This window comes from Xanthomonas sp. DAR 80977 (assembly GCF_041240605.1).
Taxonomy (GTDB): Bacteria; Pseudomonadota; Gammaproteobacteria; order Xanthomonadales; family Xanthomonadaceae; genus Xanthomonas_A; species Xanthomonas_A bundabergensis.
On record NZ_CP162487.1, the window covers coordinates 5,117,446 to 5,134,912 of the forward strand.

The 17,467-nt window shown below is 71.0% G+C and carries 15 protein-coding genes and 1 riboswitch; of the genes, 5 read left to right on the plus strand and 10 right to left on the minus strand.

What is annotated here, in order from left to right:
- Window positions 1–152 precede the first annotated feature (152 nt).
- Together AB3X10_RS21825 and AB3X10_RS21830 are read left to right on the plus strand one after the other, a co-directional pair.
- The gene (locus AB3X10_RS21825; RefSeq protein ID WP_369977495.1) at window positions 153–2,507 is read left to right on the plus strand and encodes a YadA family autotransporter adhesin; all 2,355 of its coding nucleotides are present in this window, start codon (window positions 153–155) and stop codon (window positions 2,505–2,507) included.
- 103 nt (window positions 2,508–2,610) lie between these two features.
- Window positions 2,611–4,566 (plus strand): S8 family serine peptidase, encoded by a 1,956-nt coding sequence (locus AB3X10_RS21830; RefSeq protein ID WP_369977497.1) that lies wholly within the window; start codon window positions 2,611–2,613, stop codon window positions 4,564–4,566.
- Window positions 4,567–4,602: 36 nt separating this feature from the next.
- Here the strand turns inward: AB3X10_RS21830 and AB3X10_RS21835 are convergent, their stop codons facing one another.
- Complete coding sequence (locus AB3X10_RS21835; RefSeq protein ID WP_369977499.1) at window positions 4,603–4,983, minus strand: VOC family protein; 381 nt, start codon at window positions 4,981–4,983, stop codon at window positions 4,603–4,605.
- Window positions 4,984–5,043: 60 nt separating this feature from the next.
- Entirely contained in the window at window positions 5,044–6,297 is a 1,254-nt protein-coding gene (locus AB3X10_RS21840; protein ID WP_369977501.1) for an MFS transporter, read from the minus strand.
- A gap of 95 nt (window positions 6,298–6,392) precedes the next feature.
- Between AB3X10_RS21840 and AB3X10_RS21845 the strand changes: the two genes are divergently transcribed.
- Entirely contained in the window at window positions 6,393–7,298 is a 906-nt protein-coding gene (locus tag AB3X10_RS21845; RefSeq protein WP_369977503.1) for a LysR family transcriptional regulator, read from the plus strand.
- A 51-nt stretch (window positions 7,299–7,349) separates the two neighbouring features.
- Here AB3X10_RS21845 and AB3X10_RS21850 read toward each other — a convergent pair whose 3' ends face one another.
- From AB3X10_RS21850 to AB3X10_RS21885, 8 genes are all read right to left on the minus strand, one after another.
- Window positions 7,350–8,015, minus strand: coding sequence for a VOC family protein (locus AB3X10_RS21850; RefSeq protein WP_369977505.1), 666 nt, complete (start codon window positions 8,013–8,015; stop codon window positions 7,350–7,352).
- Window positions 8,016–8,207: 192 nt separating this feature from the next.
- Window positions 8,208–8,540, minus strand: a complete 333-nt coding sequence (locus tag AB3X10_RS21855) for a thioredoxin family protein (RefSeq protein ID WP_369977507.1) — start codon at window positions 8,538–8,540, stop codon at window positions 8,208–8,210.
- Between the two features lie 91 nt (window positions 8,541–8,631).
- Window positions 8,632–9,201, minus strand: a complete 570-nt coding sequence (locus tag AB3X10_RS21860; protein ID WP_369977509.1) for a flavodoxin — start codon at window positions 9,199–9,201, stop codon at window positions 8,632–8,634.
- A gap of 95 nt (window positions 9,202–9,296) precedes the next feature.
- Complete coding sequence (locus AB3X10_RS21865) at window positions 9,297–10,337, minus strand: ribonucleotide-diphosphate reductase subunit beta (RefSeq protein ID WP_145703830.1); 1,041 nt, start codon at window positions 10,335–10,337, stop codon at window positions 9,297–9,299.
- Window positions 10,338–10,460: 123 nt separating this feature from the next.
- Window positions 10,461–12,878, minus strand: coding sequence for a ribonucleoside-diphosphate reductase subunit alpha (locus AB3X10_RS21870; RefSeq protein ID WP_369977511.1), 2,418 nt, complete (start codon window positions 12,876–12,878; stop codon window positions 10,461–10,463).
- Between the two features lie 179 nt (window positions 12,879–13,057).
- Window positions 13,058–13,280, minus strand: a riboswitch (cobalamin riboswitch).
- Between the two features lie 190 nt (window positions 13,281–13,470).
- The gene (locus AB3X10_RS21875; protein WP_369977513.1) at window positions 13,471–14,328 is read right to left on the minus strand and encodes a sterol desaturase family protein; all 858 of its coding nucleotides are present in this window, start codon (window positions 14,326–14,328) and stop codon (window positions 13,471–13,473) included.
- Window positions 14,329–14,338: 10 nt separating this feature from the next.
- Entirely contained in the window at window positions 14,339–14,635 is a 297-nt protein-coding gene (locus tag AB3X10_RS21880; protein ID WP_369977515.1) for a hypothetical protein, read from the minus strand.
- A gap of 116 nt (window positions 14,636–14,751) precedes the next feature.
- Complete coding sequence (locus tag AB3X10_RS21885) at window positions 14,752–15,291, minus strand: hypothetical protein (protein WP_369977517.1); 540 nt, start codon at window positions 15,289–15,291, stop codon at window positions 14,752–14,754.
- Window positions 15,292–15,471: 180 nt separating this feature from the next.
- On the opposite strand from AB3X10_RS21885, the gene ompR reads away from it, so the two are divergent.
- Complete coding sequence (ompR, locus tag AB3X10_RS21890; RefSeq protein WP_369977519.1) at window positions 15,472–16,194, plus strand: two-component system response regulator OmpR; 723 nt, start codon at window positions 15,472–15,474, stop codon at window positions 16,192–16,194.
- Entirely contained in the window at window positions 16,191–17,465 is a 1,275-nt protein-coding gene (locus tag AB3X10_RS21895) for an ATP-binding protein (protein ID WP_369977520.1), read from the plus strand. Before ompR ends, AB3X10_RS21895 begins: the two co-directional genes overlap by 4 nt.
- Window positions 17,466–17,467 lie beyond the last annotated feature (2 nt).

Below are 17,467 nucleotides of genomic sequence, written 5' to 3' on the forward strand. Positions count from 1 at the left end.
GCGTGTCGCGGCCTGACTCCCATGTCGGTGAGTCTATCGTGAGGTTGCCGTGAATTTGCGTGCATTGAAGCGACGCCGGGCTGCCGCCTTAATCGGGGCTAAACCCATCGCCGGAACGCCCCCGCGCGCCGGCCTCAGCCCTGGATCCGACCATGCCTCTTCTGCCCGCCCCGGCGCGTTCGCGCCAGACGCTCGCCCACGCTCGCATGTTGCCGCCGCTGTCTTACGGTCTGTTGACCGCTGCGGTGCTGCTCGCCCTGGCGCCGTTGGCCGCCTTCGCCACCGATGCGCCGGCCGCCGGCGCCAGTTCCGCACAGGCGACGCCGGCCACGCAGGCCAGCGACGCGACCGCCGCCGCAGACAGCGCCGCAGACGACCCGGTGCAACCGGTCCAGCCCGGCAGCCAGAACACGCTGAACTACTTCCTCGCCGAGGGCCTGAACGACGGCACCGACAGCGCCAGCGCCGCCGGCCTGCGCGCGGTGGCGATGGGCGCGCGCTCCGATGCGTCCGGGGCCTTCGCCATCGCCATCGGCCACCACAGCACCGCCTCCGACAGCGCGGCCATCGCGATGGGCGACGGCGCGGTGGCCAGCGGCACCTCGGCGATCGCGATCGGCGGCAGCTTCTTCGGCAGCACCTACGGCGACTCGGCCGGCGCGCAGAGCACCGGGTTCGGCGCGCTCGCGCTCGGCACCGCCGCCAATGCCTCCGCGTCGACCACGGTGGCGATCGGCTGGAACAGCGCCTCCAGCGGCACCGGCGCCACCGCGCTCGGCGCCACCTCCGCCGCATTGGGGCAGGACAGCCTGGCCATCGGCGGCTCGGCACGGGCCGAAGCGCAGCAGGCCAGCGCCATCGGCTATGCCGCCAGCGCCACCGGCATCGGCGCGATCGCCCACGGCGGCTGGAGCTCGGCCGCGGGGTTCTTCGGCATCGCGATGGGGTACGGCGCCTCGGCCGCGGCCAATGGCAGCATCGCCATCGGCGACGCCGCCTCGGCGGCCGGCCAGCAAAGCGTGGTGATCGGCGCCAGCAACGGCGGCATCCCGGCGCAAGCCAACGGCCTGGGCGGGGTCACCGTCGGCGCCGGCGCCTGGGCGCTGTCCGACTACGGCACCGCGCTGGGCTTCGACAGCCATGCCGACGCGCTGTACAGCATCGCGCTGGGCGCGCAGGCGCTGGCCACCAGCAGCAATGCCGTCGCGGTCGGCGCCCAGTCGTTCGCCGACGGCGACGACGCCAGCGCCTTCGGCAGCATCGCCAGCGCCAACGGCGCCGGCGCCACCGCGCTCGGCAGCGGCGCCACCGCGCTGGCCGCCAACACCGTCGCACTGGGCTACAACAGCGCGGCGACCGCTGCCAACAGCGTGGCCATCGGCGCCGGTTCGGTCGCCGACCGCGACAACAGCGTCGCCTTCGGCAGCGAGGGCGCGGCGCGCCAGCTGACCCATGTCGCCGCCGGTACCGCCGACACCGACGCGGTCAACGTACTGCAGCTGCGCAGCATCGCCAGCATCCTGGGCGCCGGCAGCGTGGTGGGCAGCGACGGCAGCCTGGGCGGCGGCGTCTATCTGGTCCAGGGCACCGCCTACGCCAATGTGGGTTCGGCGGTGTCGGCGCTGGATGGCGCGTTGACGGCACTGGACACCCGCGTCGGCCATCTTGCCCAGGGCGGCAGCGGCAGCGGCGGCGTCGCGGTGGGCACTGGCGGTAGCGCGGGCAGCGCCAATGCCAGCGTCGGAGCGGGCACCAATGCGGTGGCCGCTGGCGCCGGCGCCACCGCCAACGGCGAGAACGGCACCGCGATGGGCGCCAATGCCCTGGCCTACGGTCCCAACGACACCGCGCTGGGCGGCAACGCGCGGGTCAACGCCGACGGCAGCACCGCGGTCGGCGCCAATGCCAGCATCAGCGCGAGCGCCACCAATGCCGTGGCGGTCGGCGAGAGCGCCGCGGTCACCGCCGCGTCCGGCACCGCACTTGGCCAGGGCGCCTCGGTCTCGGCCGACAACGCGGTGGCGCTGGGCCGCAACTCCAGCGCGACCCGCGCCAACACCGTCTCGGTGGGCAGCGCCGGCAACGCGCGCCAGGTGACCAACGTGGCCGCCGGCACTGCCGCCACCGATGCGGTGAACGTCAGCCAGATGCAGGCCGGCGACAGCGCCACGCTGAGCAGCGCCAACGCCTACACCGACAGCCGCCTGTCGGGCTGGGACGACAACCTGACCACGCTGCGCAGCGACACCGATCGCCGCTTCCACGACGTGGACCGGCGCATCGACCGCATGGGCGCGATGAGTGCCGCCTATGCCGGCATGGCGGTCAACACCTCGGGGCTGGCCGGCGCCAACCGCGTGGGTGTCGGTGTCGGCTCGCAAGGCGGCGAGAGCGCGCTGGCGGTGGGCTACCAGCGCGCGATCGGCAACCGCGCCAGCGTCTCGCTCGGCGGCGCGTTCTCCGGCAACGACAAGAGCGTTTCCGCCGGCGCCGGCTTCAGCTGGTGACGCCGCGGCGGCGCGCCGGCCGCACCCCCACGCAGCGTTTTCCGCCGGCCTGCCGCACTGCGCGGCCGGCGCTCCTCATCACCCTCCTCGCAGAGAGACACACATGACCACCGTCCCGTCGCTTCCCCGCAGCCTGCTGGCCCTGTCGCTGAGCCTGGCGCTCGCCTCCACCGCCCACGCGCAGACCGCGCCGCGCTTCTCCGTGCTCGACGCCGGCGTGCCTGGCCAGTCCAAGGTCTACGACGGCCTGATCGTGACCTACCGCGATGGCAGCAGCGAGCGCCGCGATACCGCCGCGGCCGCCGCCCGGCTCGACAGGATCATGGCCGCTCCCGGCACTGCGAATGCGTGGTCGCGCAGCTACCGGCAAAGCGCGCCCGCGCTGCGCCGGGTGCGCCGGCTCGGCACCGGTGCCGACCTGGTGCGGCCCAGCCGCGCCTTGAGCCAGACCCAGTTGGAAACGCTGATGGCCAGCCTCGCCGCGGATCCGTCGGTGGCGCACGTCGAGCCCAACCTCATGCTCAAGCCGGTACGCAGCGCCACCCAGGCCAGCGCCAGCGCGGTCGCCGCGCCCAACGATCCCGGCTTCGAGGTGCAATGGCACCTGCGCACGCCCGACGGCCACCTGGAAACGCTGGCCCCCGACACGACCGGCTACGCCAACCGCGGCGGTATCGACCTGCTGCCCGCCTGGCAGTACGGCGACGGCAACGGCGTGGTGGTGGCGGTGATCGACACCGGCATCACCGCGCATCCGGACCTGGACACCTCGCTGGCCAATGCCGGCTACGACTTCATCAGCAACGGCTTCGTCTCCGGCCGCGCCAGCGACGGGCGCGTGGCCGGTGGCTGGGACACCGGCGACTGGACCAGCGAGGACAGGTTCCTGGTCGCCAACGGCGGCTGCGCGCAGGAGTGGGAGCAGACCGACAGTTCCTGGCACGGCACCCACGTGTCCGGCACCATCGCCATGCTGACCAATAACGGCCTGGGCATGGCCGGCATCGCGCCGAAGGCCAAGATCCTGCCGATCCGCGCGCTCGGCCATTGCGGCGGCAGCACCGCCGACATCGCCGACGCCATCGTCTGGGCCTCCGGCGGCCACGTCGACGGCGTGCCGGACAACCAGAATCCGGCCGAGGTCATCAACATGAGCCTGGGCGGCAGCGGCGCGTGTTCGCAGGACACCGTGACCGCCCAGGCCATCGCCGCCGCGATCGCGCGCGGCAGCGTGGTGGTGGTGGCGGCCGGCAACGACAGCGCAGACGCGGCGGCGTCCACCCCGGCCAGTTGCCCTGGCGTGATCAACGTGGCGGCCACCGGCATCACCGGCGGCCGCGCCTTCTATTCCAACTACGGCAACACCATCACGCTGTCGGCGCCGGGCGGCGGCGTCTACCCGAACGACGCCTCGAGCGGCACCACGGTGCGCACGGGCCTGGTCTGGTCCACCCTCAACGACGGCGCGCACGGCCCGGGACAACCGGTCTATGCGGGCTACAGCGGCACCTCGATGGCGTCCCCGCACGTGGCCGGCGTGGCCGCGCTGGCGATCAGTGCGGCACTGAACGCCAATCGCCCGATCCCCACCCCGGCGCAGATGCGCGACATCCTGACCCAGACCTCCAACGTGTTTCCGGTCAAGCCGACGCTGCGCATCGGCGCCGGCATCCTCAACGCCAACAAGGCCGTGGCGCGCGCCGCCGGCGTCAGCGGCGGCGGCGAGGAAGCCACTGCGGTGGTCATCGGCCGTGGCACGCTGAGCAAACTGGCGGCCAGCGCCGGGCAGGGACCGCTGTACCGCGTGGACGTGCCGGTCAACGCGCGCAACCTGCAGATCCGCACGCTGGGTGGCAGCGGCCAGCTCAAGCTCTACGTGCGCGCCATCCGCGCGCCCAGCGCCGATGGCAGCGACGCCGACTACAGTTCGGTGCGCAGCGGCACCACGCAGAACGTGCAACTGGCGCTGCCGGCCACGGACAGCTATTTCATCCGCCTGCTCGGCGGCAGCGGCGGCTACGCCAACGTGAGCCTGTCGGTGACCTACTCGGTGCAATGACGCGGCGCGCGGGCGGCGCCGCGGTGCCGCCCGCGCTCACAGCGCGTTGCTGACCTCGATCAGGTTGCCGTCCGGATCGCGGAAGTACAGCGACAGGATCGGGCCGGTGGCGCCGGTGCGCTGCACCGGGCCCTCTTCGATGGCGACCGCCGCCGCCTCCAGCTCGTCGCGCACCTGCGCCAGCGGCGTTGCGGTGAGGAAACACAGGTCGCCGGAACCGGGCGTGGGCGTACGCGCCTTCGGCTCGAATTCGCGGCCGGCGGCATGCAGGTTGATCTTCTGCCGGCCGAACGCCAGCGCGGTGCGGCCTTCGCCGAAGCGCTGCACCTGCATGCCGAGCACGCGCGTGTAGAACGCGCAGCTGGCGTCGATGTCGGCGACGGTGAGGACCAGGTGGTCGAGGCGGTCGATCTGCATGCGGTGTCTCCGGCAGCGCAAAGGGCGGCGCTCGCGCACCGCGCAGGAATGGGCGTGCGGCTATTCGCCGCGCGGCGGATGCGGGCCGAAGCGGCCGTAGGGCCGGCTGTCGTCGGCGCCGCGGCGCAGCACCTGCGCGGCGACCAGGCCGATGCCCAGCAACAGCAGGCAGCAACCGGCCAGCGCATTCCAGCCGCCGTGCTGCCAGGCGGCGCCGCTGAGCGAACCGATCAGGCTGGCGCCGCTGTAATAGGCGAGCAGGTACAGCGACGCGGCATGGCCCTTGTTGCGCCCGCCGAGGCGGCCGACCCAGGCGCTGGCCGCCGAGTGCGCGATGAAGAAGCCGATGGTCAGCAGCACGATGCCGGCGATGACCACCGCCAGCACGTGCGCGATGGTCAGCGCCACGCCGAGCGCCGCGGTGGCGATTCCCGCCAGCACCACCGGGCCGCGGCCGAAGCGATCCGAGGCCGCGCCGGCCACCGACGAAGACACGATGCCGAACACGTAGGCGCTGAAGATCAGTCCCAACTGGCTCTGGCTGAGCCCGAATTCCGGCCCGCCCAGGCGGAAGCCGGCGTAGTTGTAGACGCTGACGAACACGCCCATCGCCAGGAACGGGATCGCGAACAGCCACGGCAGGTAGCGGTCGCGCAGATGCCCGCCCCAGGCCTGCAGGTGGAAGCGCAGGTTGATGCCGCGGCGGCGCACGAAATGCCGCGACGGCGGCAATAGCAGCACGAAGCCGACCGCGGCCAGCAGGTCGATGCCGGAGAACACCGCCAGCGCGGTGCGCCAGTCGAAATGGTCGGTGAGCACGCTCATGCCGATGCGCCCGACCATGCCGCCGAACGCGTTGCCGGCCACGTACAGGCCGGTGGCCGCGCCGAGCCTGGTCGCCGGCAACTCTTCGGCCAGGTATACCATCGCCACCGCCGGCACCCCGCCCAGGGCGACGCCGGACAGCGCGCGCACCACCACCAGCGCGCCCCAGTGCGGCAGGCAGGCGGCGAGCAGGTTGAGCAAGGCCGCCAGCGCGATCGACACGAACATCAGCCCGCGCCGGCCGAGGTTCTCCGACACCGCGCCGGCGCAGAAGATCGCGATCGCCAGGCCGCCGGTGGCCAGCGACAGCGGCAACGAACTGGTCGCCGCGTCGACCCCAAACTCGCGCGCGAACGCCGGCAGCAACGGCTGCACGCTGTACAGCAGCGAGAAGGTGGCGAAGCCGGCCAGGAACAGCGCCAGGCGGATGCGCAACAGCGGCGCATCGTCCACGGCCTGCAGCGGCGGGCATTGGCTGGAAGTGGTCACGGTGCCGGACAGCGAAAAGGGCGGCCAGTATTTGCCTGCACCGATCCGGTGTCCAATATATGATCCAGGCATTCTCCATATCTTCTGGATATGACATGGAACTGCGCCATCTGCGCTATTTCCTGGCCGTGGCCGAGGCCGGCCATTTCACCCGCGCCGCGGCGCAGCTGGGCATCCAGCAGCCGCCGCTGAGCCAGCAGATCCGTGCGCTGGAACAGGAACTGGGTACCCCGCTGTTCCTGCGCACCCCGCGCGGCGCCGAGCTCACCGAGGCCGGCCGCGCGTTCCGGGTCGAGGCCCGGCGCGTGCTCGCCGACCTGGAGCGCGCCGGCGACGCCGCCCGCCGCGCCGCACGCGGCGAGAGCGGCGTGCTGCGGCTGGGCTTCACCGCCTCGGCCGCATTCAACCCGATCGTGCCGACGCTGGTGCGCAACTTCCGCCGCGGCTGGCCGGCGGTGGCGCTGGCGCTGGAGGAAACCAACACCGCCGGCCTGCTCGCCGCGCTGGTGCAGGGCCGCCTGGATGCGGCCTTCATCCGCTATGGCGTGGTCACCCCGCCGGAGCTGCAGCTGCTGAAATTTCCCGACGAGCCGATGAAGATCGCGGTGCCGGCCGCGCACCCCCTGGCCAGGCGTCGGCGCGCGCCGCTGTCGGCGCTGGCCGGCGAGCCGTTCATCCTGTTCCCGCGCAGCTTCGGCACCAGCCTGTACGACGAGATCCTGGAGGCCTGCCGCCAATCCGGCTTCGAGCTGCAGATCAAGCAGGAAGCGCCGCAGATGTCGTCGATCGTGAACCTGGTCGCCGCCGAGCTCGGCGTGTCGGTGGTGCCGGCCTCGACCACCCAGGTGCAACTGCCGGGCGTGCGCTACCTGGACATCGAGGGCCGGGTACCGATGGCACGGCTGGCGCTGGCGGCGCTGCCGGCCACCGCGCAGGCGCTGCCGGTGGTGCGCCACCTGTGGCAGCTGGCGCAGGGGCATGCGGCGGGCAAGCGTGGGTAGCTGCGGATCGGCGCGCGCCACGCCACCTCATGTGGGAGCGCGCGGACAGGCTCACCGCGACACCACTTCCCATCCCGCCGCATCGCGCAGCACCTGCCCGCCGTGCACGCCTTCGACGACCACCCGCACGCCCTGCGCGAACGGCAGCTGGCGTTGTTCGGGAAACCAGCGCCGCTGCGCATCGACCACGATCAACAGGCCTTCGTGGTCGCCCAGCGGCGCGAACACGTCGGACACCGGCATGAACGGCCGCAGCCCCATCCGCTCCTGCGCCGCGGCGGCGACCGCGGACACCTGCGCGCTGGGCAATCCGACCTCGCTGACGCACAGCAATTCGGCTGCGGAGAACGCGCCGGCGGCGACGGCGTGCACCGGCAACGGCCTGCGTGCGATCAGTTCGAGCACCGCGCCGTCGGGCCCGGCGAAGTACGCCGACTGCGACTGCCAGGCGGCACCAAGCGTGAAGCGCGATTCGCCCAGCGGATCGCGCAGCAGCGGCACGCGCCGAGACAGCCAGGCGCGGGCGGCAGCAAAGCGCGGATGCGGGAGATTGAAGGCCAGATGCACGCTGCCGACATCGGCGGCGGCCAGCAGGTCGATCCGGCTCCAGCCGATCCGCACCTGCGTGCCCGTGACCGGCAATTGCAGCACGTCGCGATAGAAGGCGACGCTGGCCGCAGGATCGCGGCAGGGCAGGTCGAGATGGGTGATGCGCATGGTGGCTCCTCGTGTGGGAGTCCCTAGTGAACGACCTCAAGCGTGGTTGAGGTCAAGCGCGACGGCGGTGTCTGCGCAGGACATCCTGTAGGAACGGCTTCAGCCACGACCGGCGTTACCGGGAAAGCCTGTCGCGGCTGAAGCCGCTCCTGCAGGAGAGCAATGCGCCGGCCGGCACGCAGGCGAACGCACTCAACCCAGATGCGTGCGCACCGCTTCGTCGATCTTCGCCGGCGGCACGAAGCCAGGCACCCGCGCCACTTCCTCGCCCTGTCGGAACAGCATCAGGGTCGGCGTCTGGCGCAGGCCCTGGGCGCGGAAGAAGTCCTCGCCCACGTCTTCCATCTTCACCTTGAGCAAGGTCACGCCCTGCGCGCTGTCGCTCTCGGCGAAGCGTTCCAGCGATTTGTCGAGCATGCGGCAGCCGGGGCAGTTGTCCTTGTTGAAATCGGCCAGCACGCGCGGATGCGCGGCGATGGCGTCGGCGAACTGTTCGGCGGTGGCGACGGTGATGGTGGTGAACATGGAGCGGGACCTTGTCTGATGTCGGAGGAAGCCCGGCGCGGGATGGCGCGACGCCGGCGATGCCAGGAAAAACGAGTGGACGAATGCAGCGTCAGCCGCTGCCGTGCAGCGGCAACGCCATCGAAGCGAACCCCGCCGCGCTGGCGGATGCGGGCCCGGCAGCGGCGACCTCGGCCACCGGCGCGGCGCCTGCCGGCAGCGCCCGCGCGGCGCGCAACGCCAGCACCTGCGCGCACCAGGCGTCGATCGCCGCAGTATCGCGGTCGCCGTGCGGCATCTGCTCGATCTCCAGCAGCGGATAGGCGCTGTCGAAGAAGCGCGCGATGCGCTTGACCGCGCCGCAGTAGTACTCCAGCCCCCACTGCGTCTCGCCGGTGCCGAACGCGGCCACCTCGATCGCCTTGCCGGTCGCCTCGACCAATTCGGCGATGTAGCGCTTCATCTCCGCCGGGGTGCGCCCGGCGTTGTCGCTCCAGCTGCCGAGCAGGTGCAGGTCGAAGCCGGCCGCATGCGCGGCGTCGCCGAGCACGCCGTGCAGGGTCTGCAGGTCGGTATGGATCCAGGTCACCTGGTGCCCGGCGGCCTCGCACTGCGCATGCACGCGGCGGGCGACGTCGCGGGTGTTGCCGCTGAGCGAAGCGTAGGCGAGCAGGAGGCGCATGAGGCAGGGATTCGGAATTGGGGATTGGGGATTGGAAAAGCGGGTTCGCCGTTGCCGTTACGAATCCCTAATCCCGAATCCCCAATCCCGGCTCCTCACAGATCATCGAAGCCGTTGTCCGAGTTGGTCTTCTTGTAGCTGGCGTTGCGCATCTCGAAGAAGTCGGTCTTGGTCTCGGTGAAGTTGTCCGCGTAGGCCTTGATCCACGGCATCACGTTGTCGCTGGCGTCGGTGTACAGCTTCTCGATGCCGAGCATGCCGGACATCTTGTTGGCGCGGTACTTCACGTACTGGATCATCTCGTCCACGTCGATGCCCTCGATGCCGTCGAGCACTTCCGAGGACCACTCGGTCTCCAGCCGGATCGCATGCTCGAACGCCTGGTGCACGTAGTCGGTCAGCTCGTTGGTCTGCAGCTCGGCGTTCTCGCCGATGATGGCGCGGATCAGCTCGCTGATGAACTTGGTGTGGGCCAGTTCGTCGCGGTTGATGAAGCTGATGATCTTGCCGGTGCCGGTCATGCGGTTCTGCCGCACCAGGTTGTAGAAGTAGGCGAAGCCGGAATAGAAGTTGATGCCTTCCAGGATCGAGGACTGGATCAGCGAACGCAGCAACGTCTCGGCGGTCTTCTCGCGCATGAAGTCGTCGTAGGCCTGCATGATCGGCTGGTTGCGCGCGATGATGGTCGGGTGCGTGCGCGCGATCTCGAACACGCGGTTCTGGTCGGCCAGTCCGGCGATCGAGGCCAGCACGTACGAGTAGCTCTCGTTGTGGATCACTTCCTGCTGGCCGATGATCGCCGCGTTGGCGTGCGCGGCCGGGTCGGTGATGTATTCGGCGACGTTGTAGATGAAGCGCGTCTGCGGCGAATCCAGCGTGGCCAGCAGGCCGATGATCGAGTCGTAGGCGTTCTTCTCGCGCGCCGACAGCTCGCCGTACTGCTTGGCGTCGCCCTTCATGTCCACCTCGTCGGGGATCCAGAAGTTGGTCGACAGTTCCTTGTAGGCCCGATAGAACGACGGGTACGGGATGTCGTTCCAGTTGAGGATGCCGCTGGTGGTGCCGTTGATGATCCCGGTGGAACGGTTGGGATGCATCGGTTCGAGGATCTTGATGCGGTCGAGCGCGATGGCCATGGTCGGATTCGGTAGTCGGTTGAACGGCGCCGGCGGGCGGCGCGGCGATGCGGGACGGCGCGGCGGGCGCATGGCGTTCCCTGCGGAGGCCATGCGCGCGCGGGTGCCGCTACGGGGTGGCGATCAGCTCGAGCACCACTCGCATTCGCTGATGTCGATGTCGTTGGAGCGCACGTAGTAGGTGGTCTTCAGGCCTTCCCTCCACGCGGTCATGTGCAGGTCGAGCAGGGTGCTGGCACGGATGGTGCTGGGCACGTAGAAGTTGAAGCTGATCGACTGGTCGACGTGGCGCTGGCGGCGCGCGTTCTGGCGCACGCTGGCGAACTGGTCGACCCGGTAGGCGCCCTTCTCGTAGTACGGGTAGGTGTCCACGGTCAGGCCCGGCGCCACCACCGGCCGGCGGAAGTCCTTCTTCTCTTCGTAGTAGAACGCGCTGTAGATCGGGTCGATCGAGGCGGTGGAGCCGGCGATCTGCGCGGTGCTCATGTTCGGCGCCACCGCGATCATCCACGCGTTGCGCACGCCGTTGATGCTGACCTGCGCGGCCAGTTCCTGCCATTCGGCGCTGTCGTAGCCGCGCTTGCTGAAGTACTCGCCGTTCTGCCAGTCGCTGCCCTTGAACACCTTGTACGCGCCCTTCTCCTTGGCCAGCGCCAGGCTCGCCTGGATGGTCAGGTAGTTGATGCGCTCGTACAGCTCGTCGCAGTAGTCCTCGGCCTGTTTGGAATTCCACTCGATGCCCTTCTGCGCCAGCAGGTGGTGCCAGCCGAAGGTGCCCAGGCCGATCGCGCGGTACTTCTGGTTGGTGATGGTGGCCTGCGGCACCGGCAGATCGTTGAGGTCGATGACGTTGTCGAGCATGCGCACCTGCACCCGGATCAACCGCTCCAGCACGTCCGGCGACAGCAGGTCCGGCTGCGCGGTGACCGCACGGCCCAGGTTCACCGAGGACAGGTTGCACACGACGAAGTCGCCGGCCTGCTTGGTGGTCACGATCTGGTCGCCGCTGATCATCTCCTGGATGACCCGGGTCGGGCTCATGTTCTGCAGGATCTCGGTGCACAGGTTGCTGGAATAGACCATGCCCTGGTGCTTGTTCGGGTTCATGCGATTGACTTCGTCGCGATAGAACATGAACGGGTTGCCGGTCTCCAGCTGGCTGACCATGATCCGCTTGAGCATGTCGATGGCCTTGACCACCTTGCGACCGATGCGCTCGTCGGCCACCACTTCCTCGTAGCGGGCGCGGAAGCTGCCTTCGCCGCGCTTCTCGTCGAAGAAGTCCTGCAGGTACCAGCCCTTGACCTCCTTCACCTCGTGCGGGTCGAACAGGTACCACTCGCCGCGGCGCTCCACCGCTTCCATGAAGATGTCCGGCACGCACACCGCGGTGAACACGTCGTGCGCGCGCAGGCGCTGGTCGCCGTTGTTCAGGCGCAGGTCCAGGAACGCCTCGATGTCGCGGTGCCAGATGTCCAGGTACACGGCGATGGCGCCCTTGCGCTGGCCGAGCTGGTCCACCGACACCGCGGTGTTGTTGAGCTGCTTGATCCACGGCACCACGCCGCCGCTGGAGTTCTTGACCCCGCGGATCGCCGAGCCGGACGAACGCACGTAGCCCAGGTAGGCGCCGACGCCGCCGCCGTGCTTGGACACGCGCGCCACGTCGGTGTTGGAGTCGTAGATGCCCTGCAGGCTGTCGTCGACGGTGTCGATGAAGCAGCTCGACAGCTGCCCGCCGATCTTGCCGGCGTTGGCCAGGGTCGGCGTGGCCACGGTCATGTACAGGTTGGACAGCGCCCAGTAGGCCTCGCCGACCAGCTGCATGCGCCGCTCACGGGGCTTTTCGTCCTGCATCAGGTACAGCGCGATGGTCAGCCAGCGCTCCTGCGGCAGCTCGTAGACCTTGCGCGAGTTGTCGGTGGCCAGGTAGCGCGTGGCCAGCAGGTACAGGCCGTTGTAGGCGAACAGCTTGTCGCGCTCCGGGTCGATCATCCGGCCGGCTTCGGCCAGCTCGTCCTTGGAGTAGTTCTTGAGGATGTCGATCGAGTACACGCCGCGGTCGGCCAGGCTTTCCTGCAGGCCGACGTAGGAGCCGTACTTCTCGCCGGCATCGTAGAAGCGGTTCTTGCTGGCGCGCTTGTACAGGCGGTGCAGGTACAGGCGCGCGGCGAAGTACTCCCACTCCGGCGTGGCGATGTCCACGCGCGACTCGGCCTCGCGGATCAGGTAGTCGACCATGTCGTCGGCCGACAGGCTTTCCTTCTTCTCGACGAAGGCGAACGCCTTGCGCTCGTAGTCGGCCACGTCCAGCTGCGGGAACTCGGCATGGATCCGGTCCAGGGTGCGCTGCAGGCGCGAGCGGTCGAAGGCCATGCGGCGGTTGCCGCCGTCCTTGACGATCCAGGTCACGGCGCGCTGGTCGTTGCTCGGCTCGCTGGCGGCCGCATCGGGCTGCGCCGCGGCGGCGGCGGCAGGCGTGGGATCGACGTCGGCGGTGTCGAGGGGGGCTGCGGCCGGCAGGCTGTGGGTCTGGCTCATGAAGGTCTCCAAGCGTGGTGCACCCGGCTGCCCGACCCTCGCAGGCAGCGGTCCGACCGGATCAGCAGGATGGGGACGCGGCGTCGCAGAGACCGCGACGGCGCAGGCGCGAGCCTGCGGGCGGTCACCGCTTCACCGACCATCTCCCCCCGGAGATGCAACGGTCGGCGCCGCGCTGTGTGCATCGCGCGGCTGTCGGCAGGTCTTCGGGCTTATGGGCGACGGCCGAGGCCGGTGTCCTAGCCCGTCGCTTCCCAAGGCAGGGCGCCTCAGTGCGGGTGACGGGTTCGTTCCCAATTACCGCTGCGGGGCAGCGCCGGCCTGAGCGCTCGCGCGCCGCACCGGCTTCCCTTTTGATCCCGCGGCCTGGTGGCCGCCGGAACCGACCACCACAAGATAGTGGGGTACCCCGGCGTCGTCAACGCTAAATGTAGTCCAAAAAGCGAAAACCCAAGCGGGGCAAGAGTTTGCCGTGGCGACGCGGCAAAACCCCGCGGCGGGGCGCCGGATCGGGCCTGGAACCGGCCGCCGCGCCCATGCCGCAAGGGCCTCGGCGCGGCCGTCGGCGGCCGTCGGTGCGCAGCGGCCGGCGCTAACTGCGCGGGGGATCGGCCGCAACGTCGGACCCTGCCGCGCCGGGCGGACCGAACAGCACCCGCAGGCGCTGCCGCCAGCCGCGGGCGCGGCGCAGGTCGCGCAGCAGCGGCGGCCAGGCATGGAACGCGATGGTCACCGGGTTGTGGCTGCGCAGCGGGGTCGTCAGCCCGTAGCGGGGCGGCACCCCGGGCAGTTCGGCGCGGAAGCTGCCGAACAGCCGGTCGAACAGGATCAGCACCCCGCCGTAGTTGCAGTCCAGGTAGTCGGGATTGCTGGCGTGGTGCACACGGTGGTGCGCCGGGGTGTTGAACACGAACTCGAGCGGCCGCGGCAGGCGCCCGATCAGTTCGGTATGCAGCCAGAACTGGTAGAACAGGTTCGCCGCCAGCGCGCCGAGCACGGACGGTACCGGAAAGCCCAGCCACGCCAGCGGCGCGAAGCACGCCGCCGCGCCGGTGAGCTTGCCGGTCCAGCCCAGCCGGTAGGCGTTGGCCAGCGTGTACTGCTGCGGCGAGTGATGCACCGCATGAGTGAGCCAGAACCAGCGCACCCGGTGATCGGCGCGGTGCATCCAGTAGTAGCAAAGCTCCTGGCCCAGGAACAGCGCCAGCCAGTGCCAGGGCCGGTCCATCGCGACCGTCGCCACCCGCAGCGGCCAGACCGCGTACAACAGCGCGCCGACCACCCCGCCCTGCAGCAGCAGGCCCAGCACGATGCGGCCGAGCGCATCGCCGAGCGAGGCCCAGTAGGCCTTCCAGTCGTAGCGGCGGCCGCGCCTGCGCCAGGCCCAGGCTTCCAGCGCGGCGACCGCCGCCAGCAATGGCAACACCAGCAGTGGCAACCAGATGCGCATCGGCGCCGGCTCAGCGCTCGCGCTGCTTGGCCTGCTGCATGGCCTGCATGGCCGCGCGCAGTTCGTCCGGCGACAGCTGGCCGTCGTGGTTGCCGTCGAGCGCATCGAAGCGCTTGGCGATCCGTGGCAGCGACGCATCGGCCTCGCTGCGGCTGATCAGGCCGTCGCCGTTGGCGTCGGCCGCCTTCAGCCGCTGCTGCAACTGTTGTTTCTGTGCGGCGGTCGGCGCGGTTGGCGTGGTCTGGGCGGCGGCGGTACCGACCAGCAGCAGGCTGCACAGCGCTCCACAGGCGATGACAATCTTCATGGCGATCCTCGGGAAACGGAAATAAAGGGGAACCAAGGCGCTGCGGCGCACGCGGCGCCGCAGCGCGGTGGCGGTGGTCACCGTGGGCATGCGCTCACTGCGCCCGCGGCGCGCGGTCACGGACGGCAGGCCACGACCTCGCCGGCGGCATTGGTGCAGGTACCGGTGTGGCTGACGCTGCCGCCGGCGGCCGTGGTCGAGCCCTGGTAGGTGGCGCCGTTGGCGGCGGTGGCGCTGGTCTGGCGGCTGCCGGTGACGCTGCCGTCGGCGCTCTTGGCGACGCTGCCGCTGCTGCTGGCGCTGCCGCCGTTGGCGCCGCTGACGCTGGCGCTGCCCTGGCGGCCGGCGCTGCCGTCGGCGTTGCGGTAGAAGGCGCCCTGGCGCGTGGCCGCGCCGCCGTTGACGCCGCTGGCGGTGCCACCGCTAGTGCCCGACGCGTTGCCTTGACCATCGGCCTGCCACTGGCGCGCCCGCGCCCGGCTGCCGTTGGCGCCGCTGGCGCTGGCATTCACCGCGGCACTGCGGGCACCGTCCAAATGGCTGGCGGTGCGGGTGCGGGTGCGTTCGCGCGCCTGCGCGTCGGTCGCCGCCAGGGCGGTCAGGCCGCCCACGGCCAGGGTGAGCAGCAAGATCGAACTGTGCATCGAGGTTTTCATCGTGTCCTCTCCGGATAGGCAGCGGGTGGCTGCGGTGGAGCCACGGTAGGCCGCCTGCGGGCGCAAGGTGTTGCGGTGTGACCAGCGGATGTTTCTGCGGGCGGCGGCGGAAACATCCGCTTACAAAGTCCGCACGGCGGGCGTTGCCGGGCGACCGTGGCGCAGCCGATAGTGGCGCCCATGAACGACGCCCCTGCCCGCCTGCTCCTGGTCGACGACGACGAACGCCTGCGCGAGCTGCTGCGCCGCTATCTGGAAAGCCAGGACTTTTCGGTGAAGGCGGTGGCCGACGGCGCCCAGCTGCAGCAGGCGCTGGCGCGCGGCCATTACGACCTGGTGGTGCTGGACCTGATGCTGCCCGGCGAGAGCGGCCTGGAGATCTGTCGGCGCCTGCGCGGCCAGGGCGACACCACGCCGATCGTGATGCTCACCGCCAAGGGCGACGAGGTCGACCGCATCGTCGGCCTGGAGATCGGCGCCGACGACTACCTGCCCAAGCCGGTGAACCCGCGCGAGCTGCTGGCGCGGATCCGCGCGGTGCTGCGCCGCACGCGGCCGGCCGGCGCCGGCGCGCCGCAGCCGGACGGCGGCGAGATCGGCTTCGGCCGTTTCCGCCTGCACCTGGGCCGGCGCGAACTGAGTTGCGACGGGCAGCCGCTGAAGCTGACCACCGCCGAGTTCGCGGTGCTGTCGGTGCTGCTGCGGCATCCGCAGCAGCCGCTCAGCCGCGACCGCCTGATGAGCCTGGCGCATGGCCGCGAGCACGACGCCTTCGCGCGCAGCATCGACGTCACCGTGGCGCGGCTGCGCAAGCTGCTCGAGGACGACGCGCGCACGCCGCGGCTGATCCAGACCGTGTGGGGCATCGGCTACGTCTACGTGCCGCCGCAGGCCGCGCCATGAGCCGCAACCGCCGCATCAGCGACGGCTGGCCGCGCAGCCTGTTCGGGCAGCTGGCCCTGGTGATCGCGCTGGTGCTGGCCGGTGCCGGCCTGCTGGCGCTGCTGCTCGGCCGCGAACTGGCGCTGCGCCCGGCCGCGCAGCAGCTGCTGCGGGCGATGGACGGCTTCGCCAACGTCGCCGAGGCGCTGCAGCGCTCGCCGTCTTCGGCGGCGCTGGAGCCGGCGCTGCGCGAGGCCGGGCTGCAGGTCCGGCATGCGCCGCCGCCGGCGGTGGACGCGCGCAGCGGGCCGCTGGCCGACGAACTGCAACGGCGCGCGGCGGACCAGCTCGGCCCGGGGCGCGAGCTGCGCCGCGGCGACGGCGACGGCGCGGTGTGGCTCAAGCTCGCCACCCCCGATCCGCTGTGGGTGTCGTTCGCCGGCGAGCGCCGCGGCCACGGCATGCGCCGCTTCTCGGTGGCGTTGCTGGCCGCCTGCGCGCTGCTGGTGTGGCTGGCGGCGGCCTATTTCGCGCGGCGCCTGGTGCTGCCGCTGCGGCAACTGGCCCAGGCGGCGCCGCACCTGGTGCGCGGCGACGGCGCCGTGCCGGTCGTCAGCGGCGGCCCGCGCGAAGTGAACGACCTGGCCCGGGCCCTGACCGACGCCAGCGCCGACGTGCGCACCGCCGCGGCCGAACGCACGCTGATGCTGGCCGGCATCTCGCACGACGTGCGCACGCCGCTGACCCGCCTGCAGTACGCGCTGGCGCTGCTGCCGCAGGTGGAGCCGGAACTGCGCGAGGGGATGGAACGCGACATCGGCGAGATCGACGCGATCCTGGCGCAGTTCATCGCCTATGCGCGCGACGGCCGCGACGAGGCCAGCGCGCCGCTGGACCTGGCCGAGCTGTGCCGGCACGCGCTGGGCGCGGCGCAGGCGCCCTGGGACGCCGACCTGCCGGCGCAGGCGCCGCTGTACGCCAAGCCGATGGCGCTGCAGCGCGCGCTCGGCAACCTGATCGGCAATGCCGAGCGCCACGGCGCCGCCCCGTTCCAGTTGCGCCTGGCGCGCGACGGCGACGGCTGGCGCATCGAGGTGCGCGACCACGGTCCCGGGCTGGAGCCGGCCCTGGCTGCGAGCGCGCGGCAGCCGTTCGTGCACGGCGGCCACGGCGGCAGCGGGCTGGGCCTGGCCATCGTCGAGCGCGTCGCCCGCCAGCACCACGGCGAACTGCGCCTGGAGGCGGCCGCGCCGCGCGGATTGCGCGCGACGTTGCGGGTGCGCGAGGCATGAGC